General features: G+C 65.9%; 15 protein-coding genes and 1 riboswitch. Of the genes, 7 read left to right on the top strand and 8 right to left on the bottom strand.

Annotated elements, in window-relative coordinates; all coding sequences use genetic code 11:
• Positions 1 to 89: 89 nt before the first annotated feature.
• Positions 90 to 500 carry a VOC family protein gene (locus ACEF39_RS15610; protein WP_100460032.1) on the top strand — a complete coding sequence of 137 codons (411 nt, stop codon included), beginning with the start codon at positions 90 to 92 and terminating at the stop codon, positions 498 to 500.
• An 89-nt stretch (positions 501 to 589) separates the two neighbouring features.
• Here the strand turns inward: ACEF39_RS15610 and gcvP are convergent, their stop codons facing one another.
• Positions 590 to 3,457, bottom strand: a complete 2,868-nt coding sequence (gene gcvP / locus ACEF39_RS15605; RefSeq protein WP_500285703.1) for an aminomethyl-transferring glycine dehydrogenase — start codon at positions 3,455 to 3,457, stop codon at positions 590 to 592.
• 61 nt (positions 3,458 to 3,518) lie between these two features.
• Positions 3,519 to 3,621: riboswitch (glycine riboswitch) on the bottom strand.
• Positions 3,622 to 3,920: 299 nt separating this feature from the next.
• On the opposite strand from gcvP, the gene ACEF39_RS15600 reads away from it, so the two are divergent.
• The 3 genes from ACEF39_RS15600 to ACEF39_RS15590 all read left to right on the top strand — a co-directional run bounded on the left by ACEF39_RS15600 (position 3,921) and on the right by ACEF39_RS15590 (position 6,655).
• Positions 3,921 to 5,147 carry a multidrug effflux MFS transporter gene (locus ACEF39_RS15600; RefSeq protein WP_500285702.1) on the top strand — a complete coding sequence of 409 codons (1,227 nt, stop codon included), beginning with the start codon at positions 3,921 to 3,923 and terminating at the stop codon, positions 5,145 to 5,147.
• A gap of 141 nt (positions 5,148 to 5,288) precedes the next feature.
• Entirely contained in the window at positions 5,289 to 6,185 is an 897-nt protein-coding gene (locus ACEF39_RS15595; protein WP_500285701.1) for a siderophore-interacting protein, read from the top strand.
• Between the two features lie 77 nt (positions 6,186 to 6,262).
• Positions 6,263 to 6,655 (top strand): hypothetical protein, encoded by a 393-nt coding sequence (locus tag ACEF39_RS15590; RefSeq protein ID WP_089236443.1) that lies wholly within the window; start codon positions 6,263 to 6,265, stop codon positions 6,653 to 6,655.
• A 128-nt stretch (positions 6,656 to 6,783) separates the two neighbouring features.
• Here the strand turns inward: ACEF39_RS15590 and ACEF39_RS15585 are convergent, their stop codons facing one another.
• The 4 genes from ACEF39_RS15585 to ACEF39_RS15570 all read right to left on the bottom strand — a co-directional run bounded on the left by ACEF39_RS15585 (position 6,784) and on the right by ACEF39_RS15570 (position 13,572).
• Positions 6,784 to 8,754 (bottom strand): M2 family metallopeptidase, encoded by a 1,971-nt coding sequence (locus tag ACEF39_RS15585; RefSeq protein WP_500285700.1) that lies wholly within the window; start codon positions 8,752 to 8,754, stop codon positions 6,784 to 6,786.
• 603 nt (positions 8,755 to 9,357) lie between these two features.
• Positions 9,358 to 11,007 carry a phosphoethanolamine transferase gene (locus tag ACEF39_RS15580; protein WP_500285699.1) on the bottom strand — a complete coding sequence of 550 codons (1,650 nt, stop codon included), beginning with the start codon at positions 11,005 to 11,007 and terminating at the stop codon, positions 9,358 to 9,360.
• Positions 11,004 to 11,756: a phosphatase PAP2 family protein gene (locus ACEF39_RS15575; RefSeq protein ID WP_500285698.1), complete on the bottom strand. Its 753-nt coding sequence runs from the start codon at positions 11,754 to 11,756 to the stop codon at positions 11,004 to 11,006. Before ACEF39_RS15575 ends, ACEF39_RS15580 begins: the two co-directional genes overlap by 4 nt.
• A 112-nt stretch (positions 11,757 to 11,868) precedes the next feature.
• Positions 11,869 to 13,572: an ArnT family glycosyltransferase gene (locus tag ACEF39_RS15570; RefSeq protein ID WP_500285697.1), complete on the bottom strand. Its 1,704-nt coding sequence runs from the start codon at positions 13,570 to 13,572 to the stop codon at positions 11,869 to 11,871.
• A 133-nt stretch (positions 13,573 to 13,705) separates the two neighbouring features.
• Here ACEF39_RS15570 and ACEF39_RS15565 point away from each other — a divergent pair, with 133 nt between their 5' ends.
• Positions 13,706 to 14,416: a response regulator transcription factor gene (locus tag ACEF39_RS15565; RefSeq protein ID WP_500285696.1), complete on the top strand. Its 711-nt coding sequence runs from the start codon at positions 13,706 to 13,708 to the stop codon at positions 14,414 to 14,416.
• Entirely contained in the window at positions 14,406 to 15,686 is a 1,281-nt protein-coding gene (locus tag ACEF39_RS15560; protein ID WP_500285695.1) for a sensor histidine kinase, read from the top strand. The genes ACEF39_RS15565 and ACEF39_RS15560 overlap by 11 nt, the downstream gene beginning before the upstream one ends.
• A gap of 87 nt (positions 15,687 to 15,773) precedes the next feature.
• Here the strand turns inward: ACEF39_RS15560 and ACEF39_RS15555 are convergent, their stop codons facing one another.
• Positions 15,774 to 16,163: a VOC family protein gene (locus tag ACEF39_RS15555; RefSeq protein ID WP_500285694.1), complete on the bottom strand. Its 390-nt coding sequence runs from the start codon at positions 16,161 to 16,163 to the stop codon at positions 15,774 to 15,776.
• A 156-nt stretch (positions 16,164 to 16,319) separates the two neighbouring features.
• On the opposite strand from ACEF39_RS15555, the gene ACEF39_RS15550 reads away from it, so the two are divergent.
• Positions 16,320 to 17,570 carry a DUF819 family protein gene (locus tag ACEF39_RS15550; RefSeq protein WP_500285693.1) on the top strand — a complete coding sequence of 417 codons (1,251 nt, stop codon included), beginning with the start codon at positions 16,320 to 16,322 and terminating at the stop codon, positions 17,568 to 17,570.
• Positions 17,571 to 18,125: 555 nt separating this feature from the next.
• On the opposite strand, the gene ACEF39_RS15545 is transcribed toward ACEF39_RS15550, so the two are convergent.
• Entirely contained in the window at positions 18,126 to 18,350 is a 225-nt protein-coding gene (locus tag ACEF39_RS15545) for a YbdD/YjiX family protein (protein WP_025877091.1), read from the bottom strand.
• Positions 18,350 to 20,431: a carbon starvation CstA family protein gene (locus ACEF39_RS15540; RefSeq protein ID WP_500285692.1), complete on the bottom strand. Its 2,082-nt coding sequence runs from the start codon at positions 20,429 to 20,431 to the stop codon at positions 18,350 to 18,352. Before ACEF39_RS15540 ends, ACEF39_RS15545 begins: the two co-directional genes overlap by 1 nt.
• Positions 20,432 to 20,507 lie beyond the last annotated feature (76 nt).

The raw sequence follows: 20,507 nt of genomic DNA, 5'->3' as shown, positions 1-20,507 counted from the left end.
GGCCCGGCGCTACCGATACGCCGCGCCCACATTCCGCGTGCCATCCTGATCGGGTGGGCCATCACCGGCCCGACGAACGGGAGCACCGCATGCTGCGCAGCCGTCCCTTCCTGATGTTCACCGGCCAGGCCGAAGCCGCGCTGGCCCTGTACGCCGAAGCCTTCGCGGAATTCCGCCTGCTGGCCCTGCAGCGCCATCCGGACGGGGCGGGCGCGGGCGTGCCCGGACAGGTCCGCCAGGCCATTTTCCTGCTCGGCGGCACCCACTACCTGTGCTTCGACAGCCTGGATGTGCATGACTTCACGTTCACGCCCTCGATGTCGCTGTTCGTGGAATGTGCGGGTGCCGAATCGTTCGAGCGTGCCGCGCGCGTGCTGGGCGACGGCGGGCATTGGCTGATGCCGGTGGGCGACTACGAGTTCAGCAGCCGCTATGGCTGGGTGCAGGACCGCTTCGGCGTGTCGTGGCAGTTGAGCCTGGGGCAGATGCCGGACCCGTGACGGCAGGGCATCCACGCATGGCGTGGATCTACTGCAAAGGAAAACGGCCCGCTTGCGCGGGCCGTTCTCAATTCCGGTACCGCGAAGGCTTACGCCTCTACTTCATCGTACTTGTAGGCATCGACCGGGATGCAGGCACACATCACGTTCTTGTCGCCGTACACGTTGTCGACGCGTGCCACCGGCGGCCAGTACTTCTGCAGCTTCAGGCTCGGCAGCGGGAACGCGGCCAGCTCGCGCGGGTAGGCGTGGGTCCATTCGCTGGCGGTCACTGCGGTCGCCGTGTGCGGCGCGTTCTTCAGCGGGTTGTCCTCGCGGTCCAGGCGGCCGTCTTCGATCGCGGTGATCTCTTCGCGGATCTGGATCATCGCGTCGATGAAGCGGTCCAGCTCGTGCAGCGATTCGCTCTCGGTCGGCTCGACCATCAGCGTGCCGGCCACCGGGAAGCTCAGGGTCGGGGCATGGAAGCCGAAGTCGATCAGGCGCTTGGCCACGTCTTCAGCACCGATGCCGCTGGTCTTCTCCAGCGGACGCACGTCCAGGATGCACTCATGCGCGACCAGGCCGTTGCGACCGGTGTACAGGGTCTTGAAGTGCGGGGCCAGGCGCTTGGCGATGTAGTTGGCGTTGAGCTGGGCGACCTGGGTGGCCTTGCGCAGGCCTTCGGTGCCCATCATCGCGATGTACATCCAGCTGATCGGCAGGATCGAGGCGCTGCCGAAGCTGGCGGCGCTGACCATGCCGACCGGACCGTTGTCACCCAGCTTGCCCGGCAGGAACGGGGCAAGGTGCGACTTGACCGCACACGGGCCAACGCCCGGGCCGCCGCCGCCGTGCGGGATGCAGAAGGTCTTGTGCAGGTTCAGGTGCGAAACGTCCGAACCCCACTTGCCCGGCTTGGCCACGCCGACCAGGGCGTTCATGTTGGCACCGTCGGTGTACACCTGGCCGCCGTGCTTGTGGATGATCTCGCAGATCTCCACCACCTCTTCCTCGAACACGCCGTGCGTGGACGGGTAGGTCATCATGATTGCGGCCAGGCGGTCGCTGTACTTCTCGGCGTTGAGGCGGATGTCCTCGACGTCGACGTTGCCGTTGGCATCGGTCTTGGTGACCACGACCTTCATACCGCACATCTGTGCCGAGGCCGGGTTGGTGCCGTGCGCCGAATCCGGGATCAGGCAGATATCTCGGTGATCTTCGCCACGCGAGCGGTGGTAGGCGCGGATCGCCAGCAGGCCGGCGTACTCGCCCTGCGCACCGGAGTTCGGCTGCAGGCTGACGGCGTCGTAGCCGGTGCACTCGACCAGCATCGCTTCCAGCGAATCGATCAGTTCCTTGTAGCCCAGCGCCTGCTCGGCCGGCACCAGCGGGTGGATCTGCGAGAACTCCGGCCAGGTCACCGGAATCATTTCGGCGGTGGCGTTGAGCTTCATGGTGCACGAGCCCAGCGGGATCATCGTGCGGTCCATCGCCAGGTCCTTGTCGGCCAGCGAACGCAGGTAGCGCAGCAGTTCGTGCTCGCTGTGGTGGGTGTTGAACACCGGGTGGGTCAGGAACGCGGACTGGCGCAGCAGGCCGGCCGGCAGTGCGTCGGCGGTGCTGGCATCCAGCGCGTCCACGTCAACGTTGGCACCGAACAGCGCGCCCACGGCGACGATGTCGGCGCGGGTGGTGGTCTCGTCCAGGCTGATGCCGACCGAGCTGCTGTCGATCGCACGCAGGTTGTAGCCGGCAGCACGGGCCTTGGCATGGATCGCGTCGGCGTCGATACCGGTGACGTGCAGGGTGTCGAAGAAGTCGGCACCGACCTGCACACCGGCGGTGCGCAGCGCGCTGGCCAGGATCGCGGCCAGGCGATGGGTGCGGCGGGCGATGCGGGTCAGGCCTTCCGGACCGTGGTAGACGGCGTACATCGAGGCCATCACCGCCAGCAGCACCTGTGCGGTACAGATGTTGGAGGTGGCCTTCTCGCGGCGGATGTGCTGTTCGCGGGTCTGCAGGGTCAGGCGGTAGGCCGGGTTGCCCTGCGCGTCGATGGAGACGCCGATCAGGCGGCCCGGCATCGAACGCTTGTAGGCGTCACGGCAGGCCATGAACGCAGCATGCGGGCCACCGAAGCCGAACGGCACGCCGAACCGCTGACTGTTGCCGACCACGATGTCCGCACCCCATTCGCCCGGGGCGGTCAGCAGGGTCAGTGCCAGCAGGTCGGTGGCCACGGCCACCAGGCCGCCGCGTGCGTGCACGGCATCGACCAGCGCCTTGTAGTCGCCGACCTGGCCGAAGGTGTCCGGGTACTGCAGCAGCAGGCCGAAGGCTTCCGCTTCCAGCGCTTCGGCCGGGGTGCCCACGCGCAGCACGATGCCCATGGGCTCGGCGCGGGTGCGCAGCAGTTCCAGCGTCTGCGGGTGCACGGCGTCGTGCACGAAGAAGGTGTCCGACTTCGACTTGGCCGAACGCTTGGCCAGGGTCATCGCTTCAGCGGCGGCAGTGGCTTCGTCCAGCAGCGAGGCGTTGGCGATTTCCATGCCGGTCAGGTCGGCGCACAGGGTCTGGAAGTTGATCAGCGCTTCCATGCGGCCCTGCGAGATCTCCGCCTGGTACGGCGTGTAGGCGGTGTACCAGGCCGGGTTTTCCAGGATGTTGCGCAGGATCACGTTCGGCGTGTGGGTACCGTAGTAGCCCTGGCCGATGAAGCTGCGCAGCACGGTGTTCTTGTCGGCGATCGCGCGGATCTTCGCCAGCGCCTGCACTTCGGTGATCGACTCCGGCAGCGCCAGCGGTGCCGGCGACTTGATCTTGGCCGGCACGATGGCATCGGTCATTGCATCCAGCGACGCGTGGCCGATGACGCCGAGCATCTGCGCGATCTCGGCATCGTTGGGGCCGATGTGGCGCTCGACGAACGCCGAATGGTGCTCGAGCTCACGCAGGGAAGGGGTGTTCTGGGACATGGCGAAGGATCCGTCAGGAAAGGGCACACGCACGGGCACAAGCCGCCGGTCGGCGGTCTGCGGGCGCCCCTCTGTCCTTTTGCCTGAGAGTTTAAAAGCGCGGAAAACCGCAGCTTCGTGCCCCTTCGGCGCCGGATCGAACCGGTCTCTCCAGAGTTCTGTTACGGGTGGTATCGGGCCTGAGCGATTACGGGCGTTGCGCCTTCGGCAGCGGTGACCTGCTTCTCCCACCGTGTTGCCCGCCGATTATAGCCTCTTGCCGACGCCCGACGGTGGTCCGGATCGGCCTCACGGGCCTGAATGGCCGATGGCCCGGGCGTGCGTTCTGTGCACCCGTGCATGGCATCGCACGCATTCCCCACCTATCATGGACGAATTCTCGTATTCATCTGGCGCTGTCCCTGCTGCAGGGGATCGGCGCCCGCCGTGCGTGTCATGCATGGCCCTGCCGGACGCTTGCCCGATGACCGCCGCTGTTGCTCCTTCCACCCGCCGCATGGCCCTGTTGCTCGCTGGCCTGGCCATGTTCGGTCCGTTCTCGATCGACACCATCTTTCCCGCGTTTCCGCAGCTGGCCCAGCGCTTGGCGGTGGACGAGGTGGCGGTACAGCAGACCATCAGCGTCTACCTGCTGTTCTACGGCCTGATGAGTCTGGCGCATGGTCCGCTGTCCGATGCATGGGGGCGCAAGCGGGTGATCCTCGGCGGCCTGGTGATTTTCGTCGGCGCCTCGGTGGGCTGTGCGCTGTCCACCGACCTGACCACGCTGCTGATGTTCCGTGCACTGCAGGGGCTGTCCGCCGGCGTGGGCATGATTGTCGGCCGCGCGGTGATCCGCGATCTGTACCACGGCCACGACGCGCAGCGGCTGATGAGTCAGGTGTCGATGCTGTTCGGCATCGCTCCGGCCATTGCGCCGATCATCGGCGGCTGGATCCTGCTCAGCGGTGCCGGCTGGCCGCTGATCTTCTGGTTCCTGGTGGTGTTCGCGCTGGTGCTGCTGGCGGCCACCGCGCGCTTCCTGCCGGAAACCCATCCGGTGGAGGCCCGCATCGCCCTGTCGCCACGCACGTTGATGCGCGATTACGTGCGCATCGGCTTCAACCCGCGTTTCCTGCGCCTGGCACTGGCTGGCAGCATCGGGTTTGGCGGCATCTTCCTGTACATCTCCTCGGCGCCGGCTATCGTGATGCAGCACCTGCATCTGGGTGAAGGCGGCTTTGCATGGCTGTTCATTCCCACCATCGGCGGCATGACCACCGGTTCGTTCCTGTCCGGGCGCATGGCCGGGCACAGCACACCGGCCCGGCAGGTCTCCCTCGGCTTCACCCTGTGTGCGGTCTCAGCCGCGTTGAACATAGGCTACGTCAGTCTGGCGCCGCAGTTCGCGCTGCCGTGGGCGGTGATGCCGATCTTCCTGGGCGGCATGGGCATGGCGCTGATCTTCCCGATCCTGGCGCTGGCGGTGCTGGACATGTATCCGTTGCAGCGCGGTCTGGCGTCGTCGCTGCAGGCCTTCGTGCAGCTGATGATCAGCACCGTGGTGGCCGGCGTGGTATCGCCACTGCTGCACGACAGCCCGCTGCATCTGGCACTGGGACAGGCGGCCTTCTTCGCGGCCGGCTTCGTGTTCTGGTACTGGGAGCACCAGCGCGAGCGCGCATCAGAGGCAGCCGGCACGGCGCATTGAGCGTCGCGCAGGGGTAGGGTGCGCCATCACGCGCGGGCCCGTTGCGGCGCCGGGAGCAAGGATTAGGCTGGGGTTTCCAGCGAGCCGGTTCGTGGATGCACGACAGCCAGCCATCCCGATGTCGTCGTATGAGGTACCCGCATGGCTGCGCAGCAGACCTACCGCCTGTTCGAGGTGGCGCTGAAGGAGCGCCGCGTTCTTTCTCCTTCCCTGGACCGCATGGTGTTCACCGGCGCCGACGTAGCGCGCATGAAGACCGAAGGCCCGGACCAACGCATCAAGGTGTTCTTCCCCTTGCCCGGCCAGGACGCGCCAGACGTACCCAGCGGCGAAGACTGGTATGCCCGTTACCGGGCACTGCCCGATGACGCGCGGCCGCCGATGCGCACCTTTACCCTCCGCCAGCTGCGCGCCCAGGAGTGCGAGGTCGACGTCGACTTCGTGCTGCATGGGCAGACCGGGCCGGCCTCGCGCTGGGCCATGCACGCACGGCCGGGCGACCGCGTGGTGCTGCTGGCCCCCGATGCCGACTGTGCGGACAGCAGCGATGGCTGGGAGTGGAAGCCGCCAGCTGGGGTTGGCCAGGTGTTGCTGGTGGCCGATGAGACCGCATTGCCGGCGGTGGCCGGCATCCTCGAGGAACTGGCCGGGCTGGCCGATCCGCCGCGCACGCTGGCCCTGCTGGAGATCGCCCAGGCGGGTGATGCGGTGCGATTGAAGGCACCGGCCACGGCCGAACTGGTGTGGTTGCCGCGCGGGCAGGAGGCCCATGGGCAGCGGTTGCTGCAGGCTGTGCAGGCGCGGCTGGCGGCGGCCTCGGCCGTGGCCGAAGGCGCAGAACTGGACGACATCGACGTCGACGCGCAGATCCTGTGGGAGCAGGCTGACGCCAGCGCGGACGGCGCGATGTATGCCTGGGTAGCGGGCGAGGCCGGCGCGGTAATGGCGATCCGCCGGCATCTGGTGAAGGACTGCGGCCTGGATCGCCGCGCGATCACCTTCATGGGCTACTGGCGGCAGGGGCGGGTGCTGGACTGAGCCGATGCCGTAGCGGTGTGAACCGGCATGCGGGGGGCGTGGGTTATCCTTGCGCCCCCGCAATGCAAGCCCCACTGATGTCGACCTCTTCCAAATCCCGCCGCGACCAGCGCCGTCGCCAGGAACAGCAGGCTGCCAACAAGGCCGCCGCCACCGCCTCGCCCGTCGAGCCGCACGCCGAACTGCGCGACACGCAGCGCACGCTGCTGGCCGGCGTCGTCCGTCGCGATGGCGAATGGGTGCTGGGCATGGATGGCCGCATCGCCGGCCAGAGCGAAAGCGCGGCACAGGTGCTGGCGCTGATCATGCAGGCCGGTGAACTGCACGAACGGCAGGGCACGCCGGTGCGCTTGATCTATTCGGATGCGCTGCGCGATGCGGCGCAGGCCGAAGCCAACGAGAAGGGTCAGACCTTCGAGGAATTCAAGGCCGCGCTGGCCGCGCAGTTGGCGGCCAAGAAGAGCAACTGATCGCGCCGAATCTGTAGAGCCGAGCCATGCTCGGCTTACCGTGCGCAGCACGGTGGAAAAGCAGCCGAGCATGGCTCGGCTCTACAACACCTGGAAAGGGGCGGATCCTCGCGGACCCGCCCCTTCGTTCATTTCGCCGCCGCTGCCGGTGCCGCGTTGGCCTGCCAACCGCACATCTGGCCTTCGTTCTGCTGCTTCAACCAAGCGTTGACCGGGCTGAAGTACTCGATCATCGGGCCGGCATCGAGTTTGTCCGAGCCGGTCAGTTCCTTCAGCGTGGCCTGCCACGGCTGGCTGGCGCCCTTGCTCAGCATCGCCCAGTACTTCTGGCCAGCTTCCTTGTTGCCGTAGAAGGTGCACTCGTGCAGCGGGCCCTTGAAGCCGGAGGCATCGCACAGGCCCTTGTAGAACTGGAACTGCAGGATGCGCGCCAGGAAGTAGCGGGTATACGGGGTGTTGCCCGGCACGTGGTACTTGGCACCCGGATCAAAGAACTCCTCGCCACGGGTGCTGGCCGGTGCCACGCCCTGGTACTTGGCCTTCAGGTCCCACCAGGCCTTGTTGTAGTTGTCCGCGGTGATCGAACCATCGAACACGCCCCAGCGCCAGCGGTCGATCATCAAGCCGAACGGCAGGAACGACACGCCCGAAAGCGCCATGCGCATCTGGTTGTTGATGACCGCCTCGCGGCTCTCGGTCGGCGCATCGACCAGGCCGATCGAACTGAGGTACTTCGGCGTCATCGCCAGCACGATGGTGTCGCCGATCGCTTCATGGAAGCCATCGTTGGCACCGCCCTGGAACAGCGGCGGCAGTGGGTTGTAGGCCAGGTCGTAATAGATGTGGCCCAGCTCGTGGTAGATGGTGGTGAAGTTTTCTTCGTTGGGCTTGATGCACATCTTGGTGCGCACGTCGCCTTCCATGTTCATGTCCCAGGCACTGGCGTGGCAGACCACGTCGCGGTCGTCGGGCTTGATGAACTGGGTCTTGTCCCAGTACGACTGCGGCAACGACGGCATGCCCAGCGATACGTAGAAGTCCTGCGCACGCTCGGTCATCTGCTTGGCGGTGCGCAGTTCGGCTTCGCGCTGTGCCTTGTACTGCGCGGCCACGTTCGCATCCTTGCCGGCCTTGGCCAGCGCCGCGCTCAGGTTGGTCTGGTACTGCTTTTCCAGCGCCGCGGTGATGTCCAGGCTGCCGGCGCCCGGGTACGGTTCCAGCTGGTCCCACAGGTTGGACCAGTCCTGCTGCCACATGTTGCCCATCAGGTGCGCGGCGATCAGGCCATTGCCCACCTCGGCCTTGTCCTTGCCATAGGTCTTGTCCAGCTTGCCGCGCGCATAGCAGTGCAGCTGCTCGTACATCGGCTTGACCTGTTCCCACAGGCGATCGGTTTCCGGGCCGATCTGCTCCGGCGGCATGTCATAGCCACTGCGCCACATCTGCCCGGCATCGGTGAAGCCCATGCCCTTGGCACCCTCGTTCACCAAGCCGACGAACTTCTGGTAATCACCGCGCATGCTCTTGGTGGTGCTGTGCCAGCCCTGCCAGGCATCGAGCTGCTGGTCATAGTCGCGGCTGCGCGCCAGCACCTGCTCCAGTTCGCCCAGCTGGCGACACGAGTTCGGATCGTTGGCGTCGGTGCAGTACTTGCCTGCGCCGTAGCTGCCTTCCATGCGGGTGGCGATCTGGGTCAGTTCGGCCAGCTTGGCCGGGTCGCGCGGTGCCGGCATCGACGACATCAGCTTCAGCAGGTGGATCGCGCGCTTGCTGTCCTCGCTCATCGGCTTGCCGTCGAACTTGCCGGCCTGCTCGATCCAGCTGTTGAGCTGGGTCAGCGAACGCTCGTTGGCCTTGGCTGCGATGCGCTCTGAATCACTGTTGATGTAGGTGGAGGACAGCCATTGGGCCGAGGTCATCTCCGGGTAGGCCGCCTTGAACTCGGCATTGATGCGGGCCACGAACTGGTCGGCGGTTTCGCCGGCCGGTGCGCTGCTGCTGGCGGTATCGGCGCCTGGGGCAGCTTCCTTGTTGCAGGCGGCCAGGGCCAGCGTAGCGGCGGCGATTGCCGAAGCCAGCAGGAGATGACGATGTTTCACGGGCGATCCTTGGGTGGTGAACGACCGCCGAAGGCTAGTGGGCAGGGCTTGCCACCGCAAGTGGCGGAAGTCGGCCGGGCGGCGCCCGGCGCCCGCAGAGGCCCTCAAGCAACGTCAAAAGCCGGAGCAACAGCAAGAGCCGGCCATCTTTGGTTTGGCGGGGCGGTGTGGGCTTGCAGGACACGCCGTAAACCCATCCATGGGGGCTCGATGGCGCCATCCATGGCGCCAACGGTCCTGCAAGCCCACACCGCCCCACCTCTGACAGTTTTCCGCGATCTGGTAGATCCACGCCATGCGTGGATGAAATCTGTCAGGTATCGAAAATCAAAATGGGGTCGGATCCGTTTTCCGGAGGAAAACGGATCCGACCCCGAGAGATGGCCTGACAGATCGCGGCCAACTGTCGAAGGCGGGGTGGGTCCGGTTGCGGGGGCGTGAGCCGCATGGATGCGGCGACCGAGCTTACATGGACGTACTTGCAGCGTCCCCCGCAACCGGACCCGCCCCGCCCCCCTCAGAAAACCCGCTTCTGCTGTTGCTTCGGCCGTTGCTGTTGCCGTTGCCTCTGCGGGTGCAGGGCGCAGCCCTGCCGACAAACCCTCAACTCTCGCAGTTGGCGAACAGGTCGCGATCACGCTCGTACAGCGACGTCTTCACCTGCATCAGCCCAAGCACCGAGGGGAACAGGTTGTCGTGGTCGGTGTAGCTGGCCGAGCGCTTGCGCACGCACTGCAGATCCAGCCCACGGCTGCTGGCAAAGCCCGGTGAGAACCACATCGTCATCGGTACCCGGGTCTGCTCGGCCGGTGCGATCGCGTATGGCACGCCGTGCAGGTACAGGCCCTTTTCGCCCAGCGACTCACCGTGGTCGGACAGGTAGATCATCGCCGTGTCGTAGTCCTGCAGACCCTGCAGCGTGCCGATTGTCTTGCTCAGGAAGTGGTCGGTGTACAGCACGGCGTTGTCGTAGCTGTTGGTGATCTCTTCGCGCGTGCAGCGGCCGATGTCGCGGGTATCGCAGGTCGGGGTGAAGCGGCGGAAGGCAGGTGGGTAGCGCTCGAAATAGGCCGGGCCATGGTTGCCCAGCTGGTGCATCACTACCACCCGGTCACCCGGGCGCGCACGCACCTGGGTCGCCAGGTCCTGCAGCAGGATCTCGTCCATGCAACGGCCATCGGCACACAGCCCCGGCGTGGTCGCGTCCGACAGTGACTGGAAGTCCAGGCCCTCGCATACGCCTTTACAGCCGGACTGGTTGTCGCGCCACAGCGGCGCGATGCCTGCGCGGTTCAGTACATGCAGCAGTGATTGGTGCGCACGGATCTTCTTTTCGTCGTACTCGTGGCGTCCCCACGGCGAGAACAGGCACGGCAGCGACACCTCGGTACTGGTGCCGCAGGAGTGCATGTCCGGGAAATTGACCACCGCCGCCTGGGCCAGCTCCGGCGTGGTATTGCGGCCACCATTCAGGCCCCAGTTCTGCGCACGCACCGTTTCGCCCATCACGATCACCAGCAGGCGTGGCTTGCTGGTCGGCGCGCGCGGGGTCGCCTTGGCATCGGTGCCGATCGGCAGCTTCGGCGCGCGTTGTACCGGGTTGTCGCCGCGTAGCGCACGCGGCAGCCCCAGCAGCACATTGGCGGGCGTTGCCAGGTAGCGCACCTCGCGCTGGTTGCGCATCAGGGCCGACACATCCTGGAAGGACACCAGCGCGCCACCGAGTGCGGTGGCCGCAGCGACCAGCAGGAAGCCGATGCGCCACAGCAGGCTGCGGCCCCAGCTGCGGCGGCGCAGTTCAACGCGCCACAGCACCACCATCGGCAGCGCGGCCAGCAGCAGTACCGGCCACAGCAGCGACATCGTCAACAGTTCGCGGCTTTCCTTCGGGTCGGTCGCCAGCACATTGCGCAGCATGTCCGCATCCAGATAGATGTGGTAACGGCTCATGTAGTGCGCGGCAAACGCGGTGACCAGCAGCAGTACGCTGATCACCACCTTGGCATTCCAGCGCCACACCAGGATGCCCAGCAGCACGCCGTGTGCACCCAGCAGCAGCAACAGCAGCGAAAGCGCATAGCGCAGGCTGCCCGGATGGCTGGCCATGGCGCTGTGCCAGAACAGTCCATTGCCGGCCACAGCGAAGAACAGGCTGGTCAGCACGATCAGTGATTCGGTGGACAGCTGCGGCCGCCATGCGCGGATGCTGGCCAGTGTCGGCAACCGCAAGGAACGTTGCACCGATGCGTTCATGCCATCGCCTCCTGGCGGGTCGAGCGGTCCAGCTGGCGACGAACCATCAGGTACAGGCCCAGCGACAGCAGCCAACATATCAACGCGGTGGCAACGTCATGCGAGAGGAAATGGGCACCGCGCAGCTGCTGGCCGATACCGAACACCAGGCCACTGCCGAGGCCGATCCACAGTCCGGCCCAACGCCAGGCGGGGCGCCACAGCAGTGCGAAGAAGTACAGGCACAGCCATGCATATCCCGCGCTTGCATGGCCGGCGGGGAAACAGGCGCGGGCGGCCATGCTGGTCGGGCGGCTGCTGAAAAGGCCGACGAACGGTTCGTGTCCGCCATAGCGCAGCAGATCCCACGGACAGTCCATCGGTACCAGCGACTTCAGCAGCGAGATCAGCCCGGTGCCGAGTGCCACAGCCATCACCACATACAGCAGCGCCCAACGCAGCGTGCGATCGCGGCCACGGCGCCAGTGGTGGAAGCACAGCAGCATCGCCACCAGGGCCGCAGTGGTGCTCAGCCACTTGCCGGCCTTGTGCACCACCGAACGTGTCAGCCACGCATCCTGCAGTGCCCAGTGGCCGCCTTCCAGCCGGAACAGTTGGTCGGCCAGCCACTGGTCGCCACCGAAGCCCATCAGCAGGGTGAACATCGCAACGCCGATGACAGAGGGCAGCCAAAGATGGGTAACGGCAAAACGCGACGCCAATAGCGATGGCGCGAAGGAGGCTGCCGGGGCAAGAGGACGAGCGGGCATGCAGGGAAGGGGCCGTTACGGGAATCCGCGGCCATGCTCGTCACTGGCATGTCGGAGAAGGGTCGTACGTGCGTTTGCGCCGGGTTAATACGTGCGCGGCGCAAATCGTCGTTCAGTCTTCATCGTCGTTGGCGCCGGCGCGTTCGGCGTGGCATGCCGGGTCCCACGCAGTACCCGGAAGCAATTGCCAACGATTGCGGTTTGCAACACCGATCTCGATGACCTGGGTCGGATCGACACAGGGGCTCATCGCCTTGTCCAGCACCAGCAACCAGCGCTTGTCCGGGACCTCGGCCAACCATGGGCCAGCGTCATGCCACTGCTCCGCCCACGGTCGCTTGAAGCCGAACTCGCGCACCGGCCGGTCGGCCTGCAGCAGGTTCTGTTCGCGCCAGGCCACCAGCGCAAGTTCCGCATCGGGGCCGATCCGCATGCCCACCCGGCGCATCACCGCCGACGCCGAGGCATAGGGGTCCAGCGCAGGTATCAGCACCAGTCCGTACAGCATCCACAGCAGGCCGTGGGTGAGCAGCACGAGCGTGGCCGCGCGTCGTACCCGCAACCACACCGCCAGCGTCGCCACGGCGATGGCGAAGGTCAGCAGGCCATCGCCGAATACGGGCAGCAACGTGTCGGGCATCGCCCGCCGTGCCAGTTGCGCCTGTGCCCAGGGGTTGTCGGTCAGCATCATCACACCAAGCGCGCCGGTGGCCAGCATCAGCAGCAGGCTGTAGCCGAACAGGTAGCGGCGCACGCACTGGCGACGCAGCAGGCCGGGCAGCAACGGTGCAACTGCCAGTGCCATCGCCGGCAACATCGGCAGTACATACACCTCACGCTTGCCAGGACTGGCAGTGAAGAACAGCAGGACCAGCGCGGCCCAGCCCAGCAGCAGCCATTGGCGCTGGTCACCGCGACGCAGGCGGCGCCACCATGGCTTGACCATCAGCGGCAGCAACAGGGCGCCGGGCAGCCACAGGGTGGCGATCACCTGCAGGTAGTACCAGACCGGTTGGCGATGGTGCCAGGCGTTGGCGTAGCGGGTGCCGGTCTGCTTGAACAGCAGTTCGTGTGCGTACGACTGCAGCGATGCACTGGGTTCATGCAGCAGCGCCCAGCCCAGCGGCGCCAGCCATACGGCCGTGCCGAGCAGGAACGCCGGAATCAGCCACAGGAGGCTGGCGGGGTGGGGGCCGTCCACCACCTGGCCGCGACGGCGTTGGTACAGCCACCAGCCGAACCAGGGCAGCACCATCAGCAGCGGCAGGAAGCCCACACCCTTGGTCACCGTGCCGACGCCAGCGGCGAAGCCGGCCAGCCACAGCGCCGGCAGGTTGCGGCGCTCGCAGAGATGGCGCAGCAGGCCCCACAGGGCCAGCGTGGTCATGCCCACCAGCACCATGTCGATCTGCGCGCGCTTGGCCATCAGGCCGAACTGCAGGGTGCAGAACAGTGCGCCAAGCGCGTACAGCGAATGGCGTGGCGACCACAGCCGGCGCGCCAGGTCCGAAACCAGCCACAGGCTGAGCAGGGCGGCCAGCAGCGACGGCAGCAGGAACGACCACTGCCAGCTGCCGACCACCTGATGGGCAGCGGCCTGCAGCCACATGAACACCGGCGGCTTTTCGGCGTACAGCTCGCTGCCCCGGTGCGGCAGCAGCCACTCGCCGCTCTCCACCATGGCCCGCGCGGCCAGTACGAACCGTGGCTCGTCCGGTGGCTGCGGCTGGCGCATGCCAAGACCGGCAGCCAGCGCCATCACGATCAGCAGCCACAGCAGGGGAAGGTGCCAGCGGCGGGGCAGGGCAACGGGCACGGGGGGGCTCCGGCAGCAAAACGGCCATTCTGATGAGGGGCACGTGGGAAAGCCGTCAGAGCCGCTGCCACGGCGACCGCATTCCGACATCTGCGGCGCTACCATGGTGGCACTTCCCGTGGATGTGTCGTGCATGCGCCTGTTGGTGATCGAGGACAACCGTCAGCTGGTGGCCAACCTGTTCGACTACTTCGAGTCACGCGGGCATGTGCTGGACGTTGCCCCGGATGGCATCACCGGCCTGCACCTGGCCGGCAGCCACCCGTACGACGCGGTGATCCTGGACTGGATGCTGCCGCGCATGGAAGGCCCCGAGGTGCTGCGTCGGCTGCGCTCCGAGCACGCGTCGGAAGTGCCGGTGATCATGCTGACCGCGCGCGACGAGCTGCCGGACAAGATCGCTGGCTTCCGTGCCGGAGCGGATGACTACCTGACCAAACCGTTCGCATTGCCGGAACTGGAAGTGCGCCTGGAGGCGCTGCTGCTGCGCGCGCAGGGCCGCAATCCGCGCAAGCGCCTGCAGGTGGGCGACCTGGTGCTGGACCTGGCGACCCTGGAGGCGCAGCGTGCTGGCCAAGTGCTGCACCTGTACCCGGCCTGCCGCAAGCTGCTGGAAGTGCTGATGCGGGCCAGCCCGGGTGCGGTGACCCGGCAGCAGCTGGAATTCGCCCTGTGGGGTGATGAACCGCCGGACGGCGACCTGCTGCGCTCGCATGTGTACGAGCTGCGGCGCAGCGTGGACGGTCCGTTTGCCGACAAGCTGATCCACACCCTGCCGCGGGTCGGCTACCGGCTGGCGTCCACTGCAGATGCCGACACCCGGAACGATGACGATGGCGCGTAAACCCGGGCCGCTGTACCGGCGGGTGGTGTGGTGGCTGTTGGGCTACCTGGCGCTGATTTCGCTGGCGGTGTTCAGCGTGGGCAACTACGTGCACGAACACGCCGAGCACGCCGCGTGGCGTGCGCTGCTCAATTCGGAACTGGACAGCATTGTCGATCACACCGAGCACGAGCCGCACTATCGCTGGCAGGACTCGGATACGCTCAGCCTGTTCCGCTTCAATGAAGCCAACATGCCCGCCAGCCTGCGCACCCTGCATCCGGGGTTGCATGACGGGGTGATGATCGGCGAGCGCGAGACGGCGGTGATGGTGCGCGATACCGGTTCGATGGGACGGGTTGCGCTGGCCCTGGACATCTCCGATTTCCACGACCTGGAACAGTTCGCCACACGCTGGGTGATGCTCGCCGGCATCATCATGATCTTCGTCACCGTGTTGATGGCCTCGTTCGGCATGGAGCGCATGGTGCGCCCGCTGAGCCTGCTGGCCCAGCACATCGGTGCACTGCGGCCAGGCGTGCAGGGCCAGCGCATCGACGTCGATCCGCGCGGCAGTTCCGAGCTGCATACCATTGCCGATGCGCTGAACGATTACCTTGACCGCAATGAGCAGTTCGTCGAGCGCGAGCGGGTGTTCATCAGCACCGCAAGCCATGAACTGCGCACGCCGATCGCGGTGATGACCGGTGCCGCCGAGCTGGCCCTGGAACAGCCGGGCCTGCCTGAGCGCGCACGCCAGCAGGTGCAGCGCGTACTGCGTACCGCGCAGGGTGTCGAACAGCTGATCGAGTTGTTGCTGGTGTTGGCGCGTGATCCCGCGCGTCTGGCTACCCGTGCCGAGCGCATCGCCCTGGACCAGCTGCTGCCGGAGATCGTCGATGACCATCGCCACCTGCTGGGCGATAAGGACCTGAGCATCGGTATCCAGGCGGCGCCGGTGGACATCGTCGCACCTCTGGCCGTGGTGCAGGCAGCGATCGGCAACCTGCTGCGCAATGCGATCGAGAACAGCGGCCGCGGTCATATCGAGCTGCGCCTGACCTCGGCAGCGGTATTGACCCTGCAGGATCCCGGCCACGGCATGAGCCCGGAGGAAATCGCCGCGATCCACGCGCGGATGGCACGCGGTGAGCGTGGCGATCGCGGCGGCATCGGCCTGGAACTGATCGCGCGGCTGTGCGAGCACCTGGGCTGGACCCTGCAGCTGCAGCCCTGCAAGCCGCGCGGTACGCGGGCCACCCTCGATTTTGGTACATCGCGGCCAGGCTGACCTGTCCGTCGACCAAGGTCGACGCCTACCAAGCAATGGCCGCGTGCGTTCTGGTAGGTGCCAACCTTGGTTGGCACGCTGGCCGCGTCACCGCCCCGTTGGCCGCGCCACATGCTGGTCGATCAGGATCACGTTGCCATCCGGATCGGCCAATTGCAGATAGGCGGGACCTGCGCCATCGGGATCGGCACGTGCAGTGAGCGCAATGCCCTTGGCATCCAGTTCTGCCTGTATCTCGCGTACGTCCTGGAAGGATGCCAGTTCCTGCTTGTGCTGGTCCCAGCCAGGATTGAAGGTCAACAGGTTGCCCTCGAACATGCCCTGGAACAGGCCGACCACGATGCCGTTGTTGCGCAGTACCAGCCAGTTCTGCGCCGCATCACCACCGGTCACCGAGAACCCGAGCGCCTCATAGAACGCGTGTGAGGTGGCCAGATCCTTCACCGACAGGCTGACCGAGAAAGCACCAAGTTGCATGGATGAGGCCGGGAGGGCGATGCCGCGATTCTCGGCGGGCCCGCGTCGTGCCGCAAGCAGCGAAGCATGACCCTGCGTGAAGACAATGTTAATCTCGACTTGCGCCGCCTCATGCGGCGTTTTTATTTCCCGCTCTTTCGATCGACAGAGGATCCCATGCCGACCGAACCCGCTACTGCCCTGATCAGCAACGACATCGTTGGCCTTGGTCTGATCGCCGCCACTCTCGCCCTGATTTTCTGGTCTGCCAGCGGCCCGACGCCCCTGCTGAAGAAGATCTTCGCCTGGGTACCTGCACTCCTGCTGTGCTATTTCATCCCCGCCATCTACAACACCGCCGGTGTCATCGATGGCCACAACACCTCGCTGTACAACCCGGTCGCACGTGATGTGCTGCTGCCGGCGGCACTGGTCCTGCTGACCCTGTCGATCGACCTGAAGGGCATCGCCAAGCTTGGACCGAAGCTGCTGCTGGTGTTCAGTGCCGGCACTGCAGGCATCATGCTCGGTGCCATCGTCTCCTTCCAGGTGATGAAGCTGATCCACCCGGAAACAGTCGCCGGTGACACCTGGGCCGGAATGGCGGCATTGGCGGGCAGTTGGATCGGCGGTGGCGCCAACATGGTCGCCATGCGCGAAGTGTTCGGCACCGATGCCACCACCTTCGGCCAGTTCGCAGTGGTCGACGTGGCGTGCGCCAGCCTGTGGATGGCGATCCTGCTGTTCATGGCCAACCGCGCCCAGCAGATCGATGCCCGCAATGGCGCCGACACGCGCGCCATCGATGAGATGAAGGCGCGTATCAGCGCCTACGAGGCACAGAACGCGCGCATTCCCAGCATGACCGACCTGATGGTGATTGTCGGTGTGGCACTGGGTGCCGTCGGCCTGGCCCATGCCATCGCCGCACCGCTGTCGGGCTGGTTCAAGGCCAATGTCAGCTGGGCCAGCCAGTTCAGTCTCGACAGTCAGTTCGTGTGGGTGATCCTGTTGTCCACCGCGATGGGCCTGACCCTCAGCTTCACCCGTGCACGACGGCTGGAAGCGGCAGGCGCCTCGCGCCTGGGTACCGTGTTCCTGTATTTCCTGATCGCCTGCATCGGCATGCAGATGAACCTGTTGTCGCTGCTGGATCGTCCGTGGCTGTTCCTGCTGGGGGCAATCTGGATGGCCACCCACGTGCTGGTGCTGTGGATCGTGGCCAAGCTGGTGCGTGCCCCGCTGTTCTTCTTCGCGATTGGTTCGCAGGGCAACATCGGTGCTGCAGCGTCGGCACCGGTGGTGGCGGCGGCGTTCCACCCGACGCTGGCGCCGGTGGGCGTGCTGCTCGGCACGGTCGGTTATGCCACCGGTACCGGACTGGCGTACGTGACCGGGTTGATCCTGAAGTGGATGGCCAACGGCTGAGTGGTCCAGCCGGGCGGCGCCCGGCACCCGCGGTAGTATCGGCCGCTGGCCGGCAACCTCATACAGCAACAGCAACAGCGGGCATTCCGTGTGATGGCGGGGTGGGTCCGGTTGCGGGGGACGGCGCAAGTACGTCCATGTAGCCTCGGTCGCGCCATCCATGGCGCTCACGCCCCCGCAACCGGCCCCACCCCGCCTCCGACAGTTTTCCGCGATCTGCTGGATCCACGCCATGCGTGAATCAATTCCATCGGTATCCATGAACAAAGAAGGGGTCGGCTCCGTTTTCCAAGGAAAACGGAGCCGACCCCAGATGTTTCGCACCGTCAGCGGAAATCTGTCAAAGGTGGGGCGGTGTGGGCTTGCAGGACCGTTGGCGCCATGGATGGCGCCATCGAGCCCCCATGGAAGGGTTTACGGCGTGTCCTGCAAGCCCACACCGCCCCGCCAATCCCACAGAAACCCAGAGCCGACGCTTCGGCCGTTGCAGTTGCAGTTGCCGTTGCCGTCGCTTCTGCGGGCGCCGGGCTGCAAGCCCGGCGCCCACCGAGAACCTCAACAGCAGCGACCGCCGTTGCGCCCGCCATACCGCGCTTCCTGCCGCTCGCGGAAGAACGTCTTGTAGTCCATCGGCTCACGGTCCGGATGCTTCTCCCGGACATGCCGCACATAGTTGTCGTAGTCGGGAATGCCGCAGCACAGGCGCGCCGTCTGCACCAAGCGTCGCCAGATCCGGCGATGCGCCTGGTACTGCCCCACCGGAACCAGTTGTGTACTCATTACAGGTCCACCATTTCATGCGGCTTCAGCGCCACGTACGGGGTCTCGCGGTCGCTGCGCTGCGGATTGCGGCGCGCCGCCACGATCGTCTTGATCGAATACACCAGCACCGACGCCACCACCAGCAGGAACAACGCGGTCAGACCGGTGTTGACATAGGCGTTGACCACGATCTGCTGCATCTGTGCCACCGACTTGGCCGGTGCGGTGATGGTGCCGCTGGCCAGGGCGTCCTGGAACTTGTGTGCCTGGGCCAGGAAGCCCTGCGCCGGATTGCTGTCGAAGATCTTGATGAAACCGGCGTAGGTGGTGCAGATCAACAGCCACACCGCAGGCAGCGCAGTGACCCACGCGTAACGGTCACGCTTCATCTTGAACAGCACCACCGTACCCAGCATCAACGCGATGCCCGCCAGCATCTGGTTGGAGATGCCGAACAACGGCCACAACGTCTGGATGCCGCCGAACGGATCGACCACGCCGGTGTACAGCAGGTAACCCCACAGCGCCACGCAGCCGGCCGTACCGATGATGTTGGCGGTCCACGACTCGGTCTTCTTCAGTGCAGGAATGAAGTTGCCGAGCAGGTCCTGCAGCATGAAGCGACCGGCACGGGTGCCCGCATCCACAGCGGTGAGGATGAACAGTGCTTCGAACAGGATGGCGAAGTGGTACCAGAACGCCATCATCGCGTCGCTGCTGCTGGGAATCGCCTCATGCAGGATCTGCGCGATACCCACCGCCAGGGTGGGTGCACCACCGGCACGGTGCAGGATGGTCGGTTCACCGATCGCTGCCGCCGTGGCGGTCAGCTGTTCGGGGGTGATGGTGAAGCCCCAGGTGTTGGTGATGTAGTGCGCGGCCGACGCTGCATCGGTACCGATCACGGCTGCCGGGCTGTTCATCGCGAAGTAGATGCCCGGATCGATGATCGAAGCGGCCACCAGCGCCATCACGGCCACGAACGATTCCATCAGCATGCCGCCGTAGCCGATGTAGCGCATGTGCGCTTCGTTGGCCAGCAGCTTCGGTGTGGTACCCGAAGAAATCAGTGCATGGAAGCCTGACACCGCGCCGCAGGCGATGGTGATGAACAGGAACGGGAACATCCCGCCCTTCCACACCGGGCCGTCGCCGCTGGCAGCGAACTGGGTGAGTGCCGGCATCTTCAGTTCCGGCATCACCACCAGGATGCCGATGGCCAGCGCGATGATCGTGCCGATCTTCAGGAAGGTCGACAGGTAATCGCGTGGGGCCAGCAGCAGCCAGACCGGCAGCACCGAGGCGACGAAGCCGTAGCCGATCAGCATCCAGGTGATCTGGGTGCCGGTGAAGGTGAAGGCCGGGCCCCAGGTCGGGTCTGCGGCCACCTTGCCACCGAACCAGATCGCGGCGAGCAGCAGCACCAGGCCCACCACCGAGATCTCACCGATCTTGCCTGGCCGGATGTAGCGCATGTAGACGCCCATCAGGATCGCGATGGGCATCGTGGCAATCACCGTGAACATGCCCCACGGACTTTCCGCCAGTGCCTTGACCACCACCATCGCCAGCACAGCCAGGATGATGATCATGATCAGGAAGGCACCGAACAACGCGATGGTGCCGGGCACCTGGCCCATCTCCTCGCGCACCAGGTCACCCAGTGAGCGGCCGTTGCGGCGGCTCGACAGGAACAGGACCATGAAGTCCTGCACCGCGCCGGCCAGCACCACACCGACCACCAGCCATAGCAGGCCGGGCAGGTAGCCCATCTGCGCGGCCAGCACCGGGCCGACCAGCGGGCCGGCACCGGCAATGGCGGCGAAGTGGTGGCCGAACAGCACGTGCTTGTTGGTGGGTACGTAGTCCAAGCCATCGTTGTTGATCACCGCCGGGGTGGCCCGGCTCGGATCGATCTGCATCACCTTGTCGGCGATGAACAGGCTGTAGAAGCGGTAGGCGACCAGGTACAGCGATACCGCCGCCACCACGATCCACAACGCATTGATGTGCTCACCGCGTCGAAGCGCCACCGTACCCAGGCAGAACGCGCCGAGCAGGGCGAGCGCCGCCCAGCCTATTTTGGAAAAACCTTTCATGAGGTGCTCTCTCCCGGAAAGACAGGCAAAGAGTCCCGCGTGCCCCTGGCAGGGTCAATGTGCACGGGACCATTCA

Origin of the sequence: Stenotrophomonas indicatrix, from assembly GCA_041545745.1 — a bacterium.
Lineage (GTDB): Bacteria > Pseudomonadota > Gammaproteobacteria > Xanthomonadales > Xanthomonadaceae > Stenotrophomonas > Stenotrophomonas indicatrix_A.
The sequence above is the reverse complement of the archived record's forward strand: the minus strand, read 5'-3'. Positions and strand labels throughout refer to the sequence as shown.

Coding starts and splice junctions, on each gene's coding strand:
- ACEF39_RS15600 (WP_500285702.1), top strand. CDS start 3,921: ATGACCGCCGCTGTTGCTCCTTCCACCCGCCGCATGGCCCTGTTGCTC.
- gcvP (WP_500285703.1), bottom strand. CDS start 3,457: ATGTCCCAGAACACCCCTTCCCTGCGTGAGCTCGAGCACCATTCGGCG.
- ACEF39_RS15565 (WP_500285696.1), top strand. CDS start 13,706: ATGCGCCTGTTGGTGATCGAGGACAACCGTCAGCTGGTGGCCAACCTG.
- ACEF39_RS15595 (WP_500285701.1), top strand. CDS start 5,289: ATGGCTGCGCAGCAGACCTACCGCCTGTTCGAGGTGGCGCTGAAGGAG.
- ACEF39_RS15540 (WP_500285692.1), bottom strand. CDS start 20,431: ATGAAAGGTTTTTCCAAAATAGGCTGGGCGGCGCTCGCCCTGCTCGGC.
- ACEF39_RS15610 (WP_100460032.1), top strand. CDS start 90: ATGCTGCGCAGCCGTCCCTTCCTGATGTTCACCGGCCAGGCCGAAGCC.
- ACEF39_RS15550 (WP_500285693.1), top strand. CDS start 16,320: ATGCCGACCGAACCCGCTACTGCCCTGATCAGCAACGACATCGTTGGC.
- ACEF39_RS15580 (WP_500285699.1), bottom strand. CDS start 11,007: ATGAACGCATCGGTGCAACGTTCCTTGCGGTTGCCGACACTGGCCAGC.
- ACEF39_RS15590 (WP_089236443.1), top strand. CDS start 6,263: ATGTCGACCTCTTCCAAATCCCGCCGCGACCAGCGCCGTCGCCAGGAA.
- ACEF39_RS15575 (WP_500285698.1), bottom strand. CDS start 11,756: ATGCCCGCTCGTCCTCTTGCCCCGGCAGCCTCCTTCGCGCCATCGCTA.
- ACEF39_RS15545 (WP_025877091.1), bottom strand. CDS start 18,350: ATGAGTACACAACTGGTTCCGGTGGGGCAGTACCAGGCGCATCGCCGG.
- ACEF39_RS15555 (WP_500285694.1), bottom strand. CDS start 16,163: ATGCAACTTGGTGCTTTCTCGGTCAGCCTGTCGGTGAAGGATCTGGCC.
- ACEF39_RS15560 (WP_500285695.1), top strand. CDS start 14,406: ATGGCGCGTAAACCCGGGCCGCTGTACCGGCGGGTGGTGTGGTGGCTG.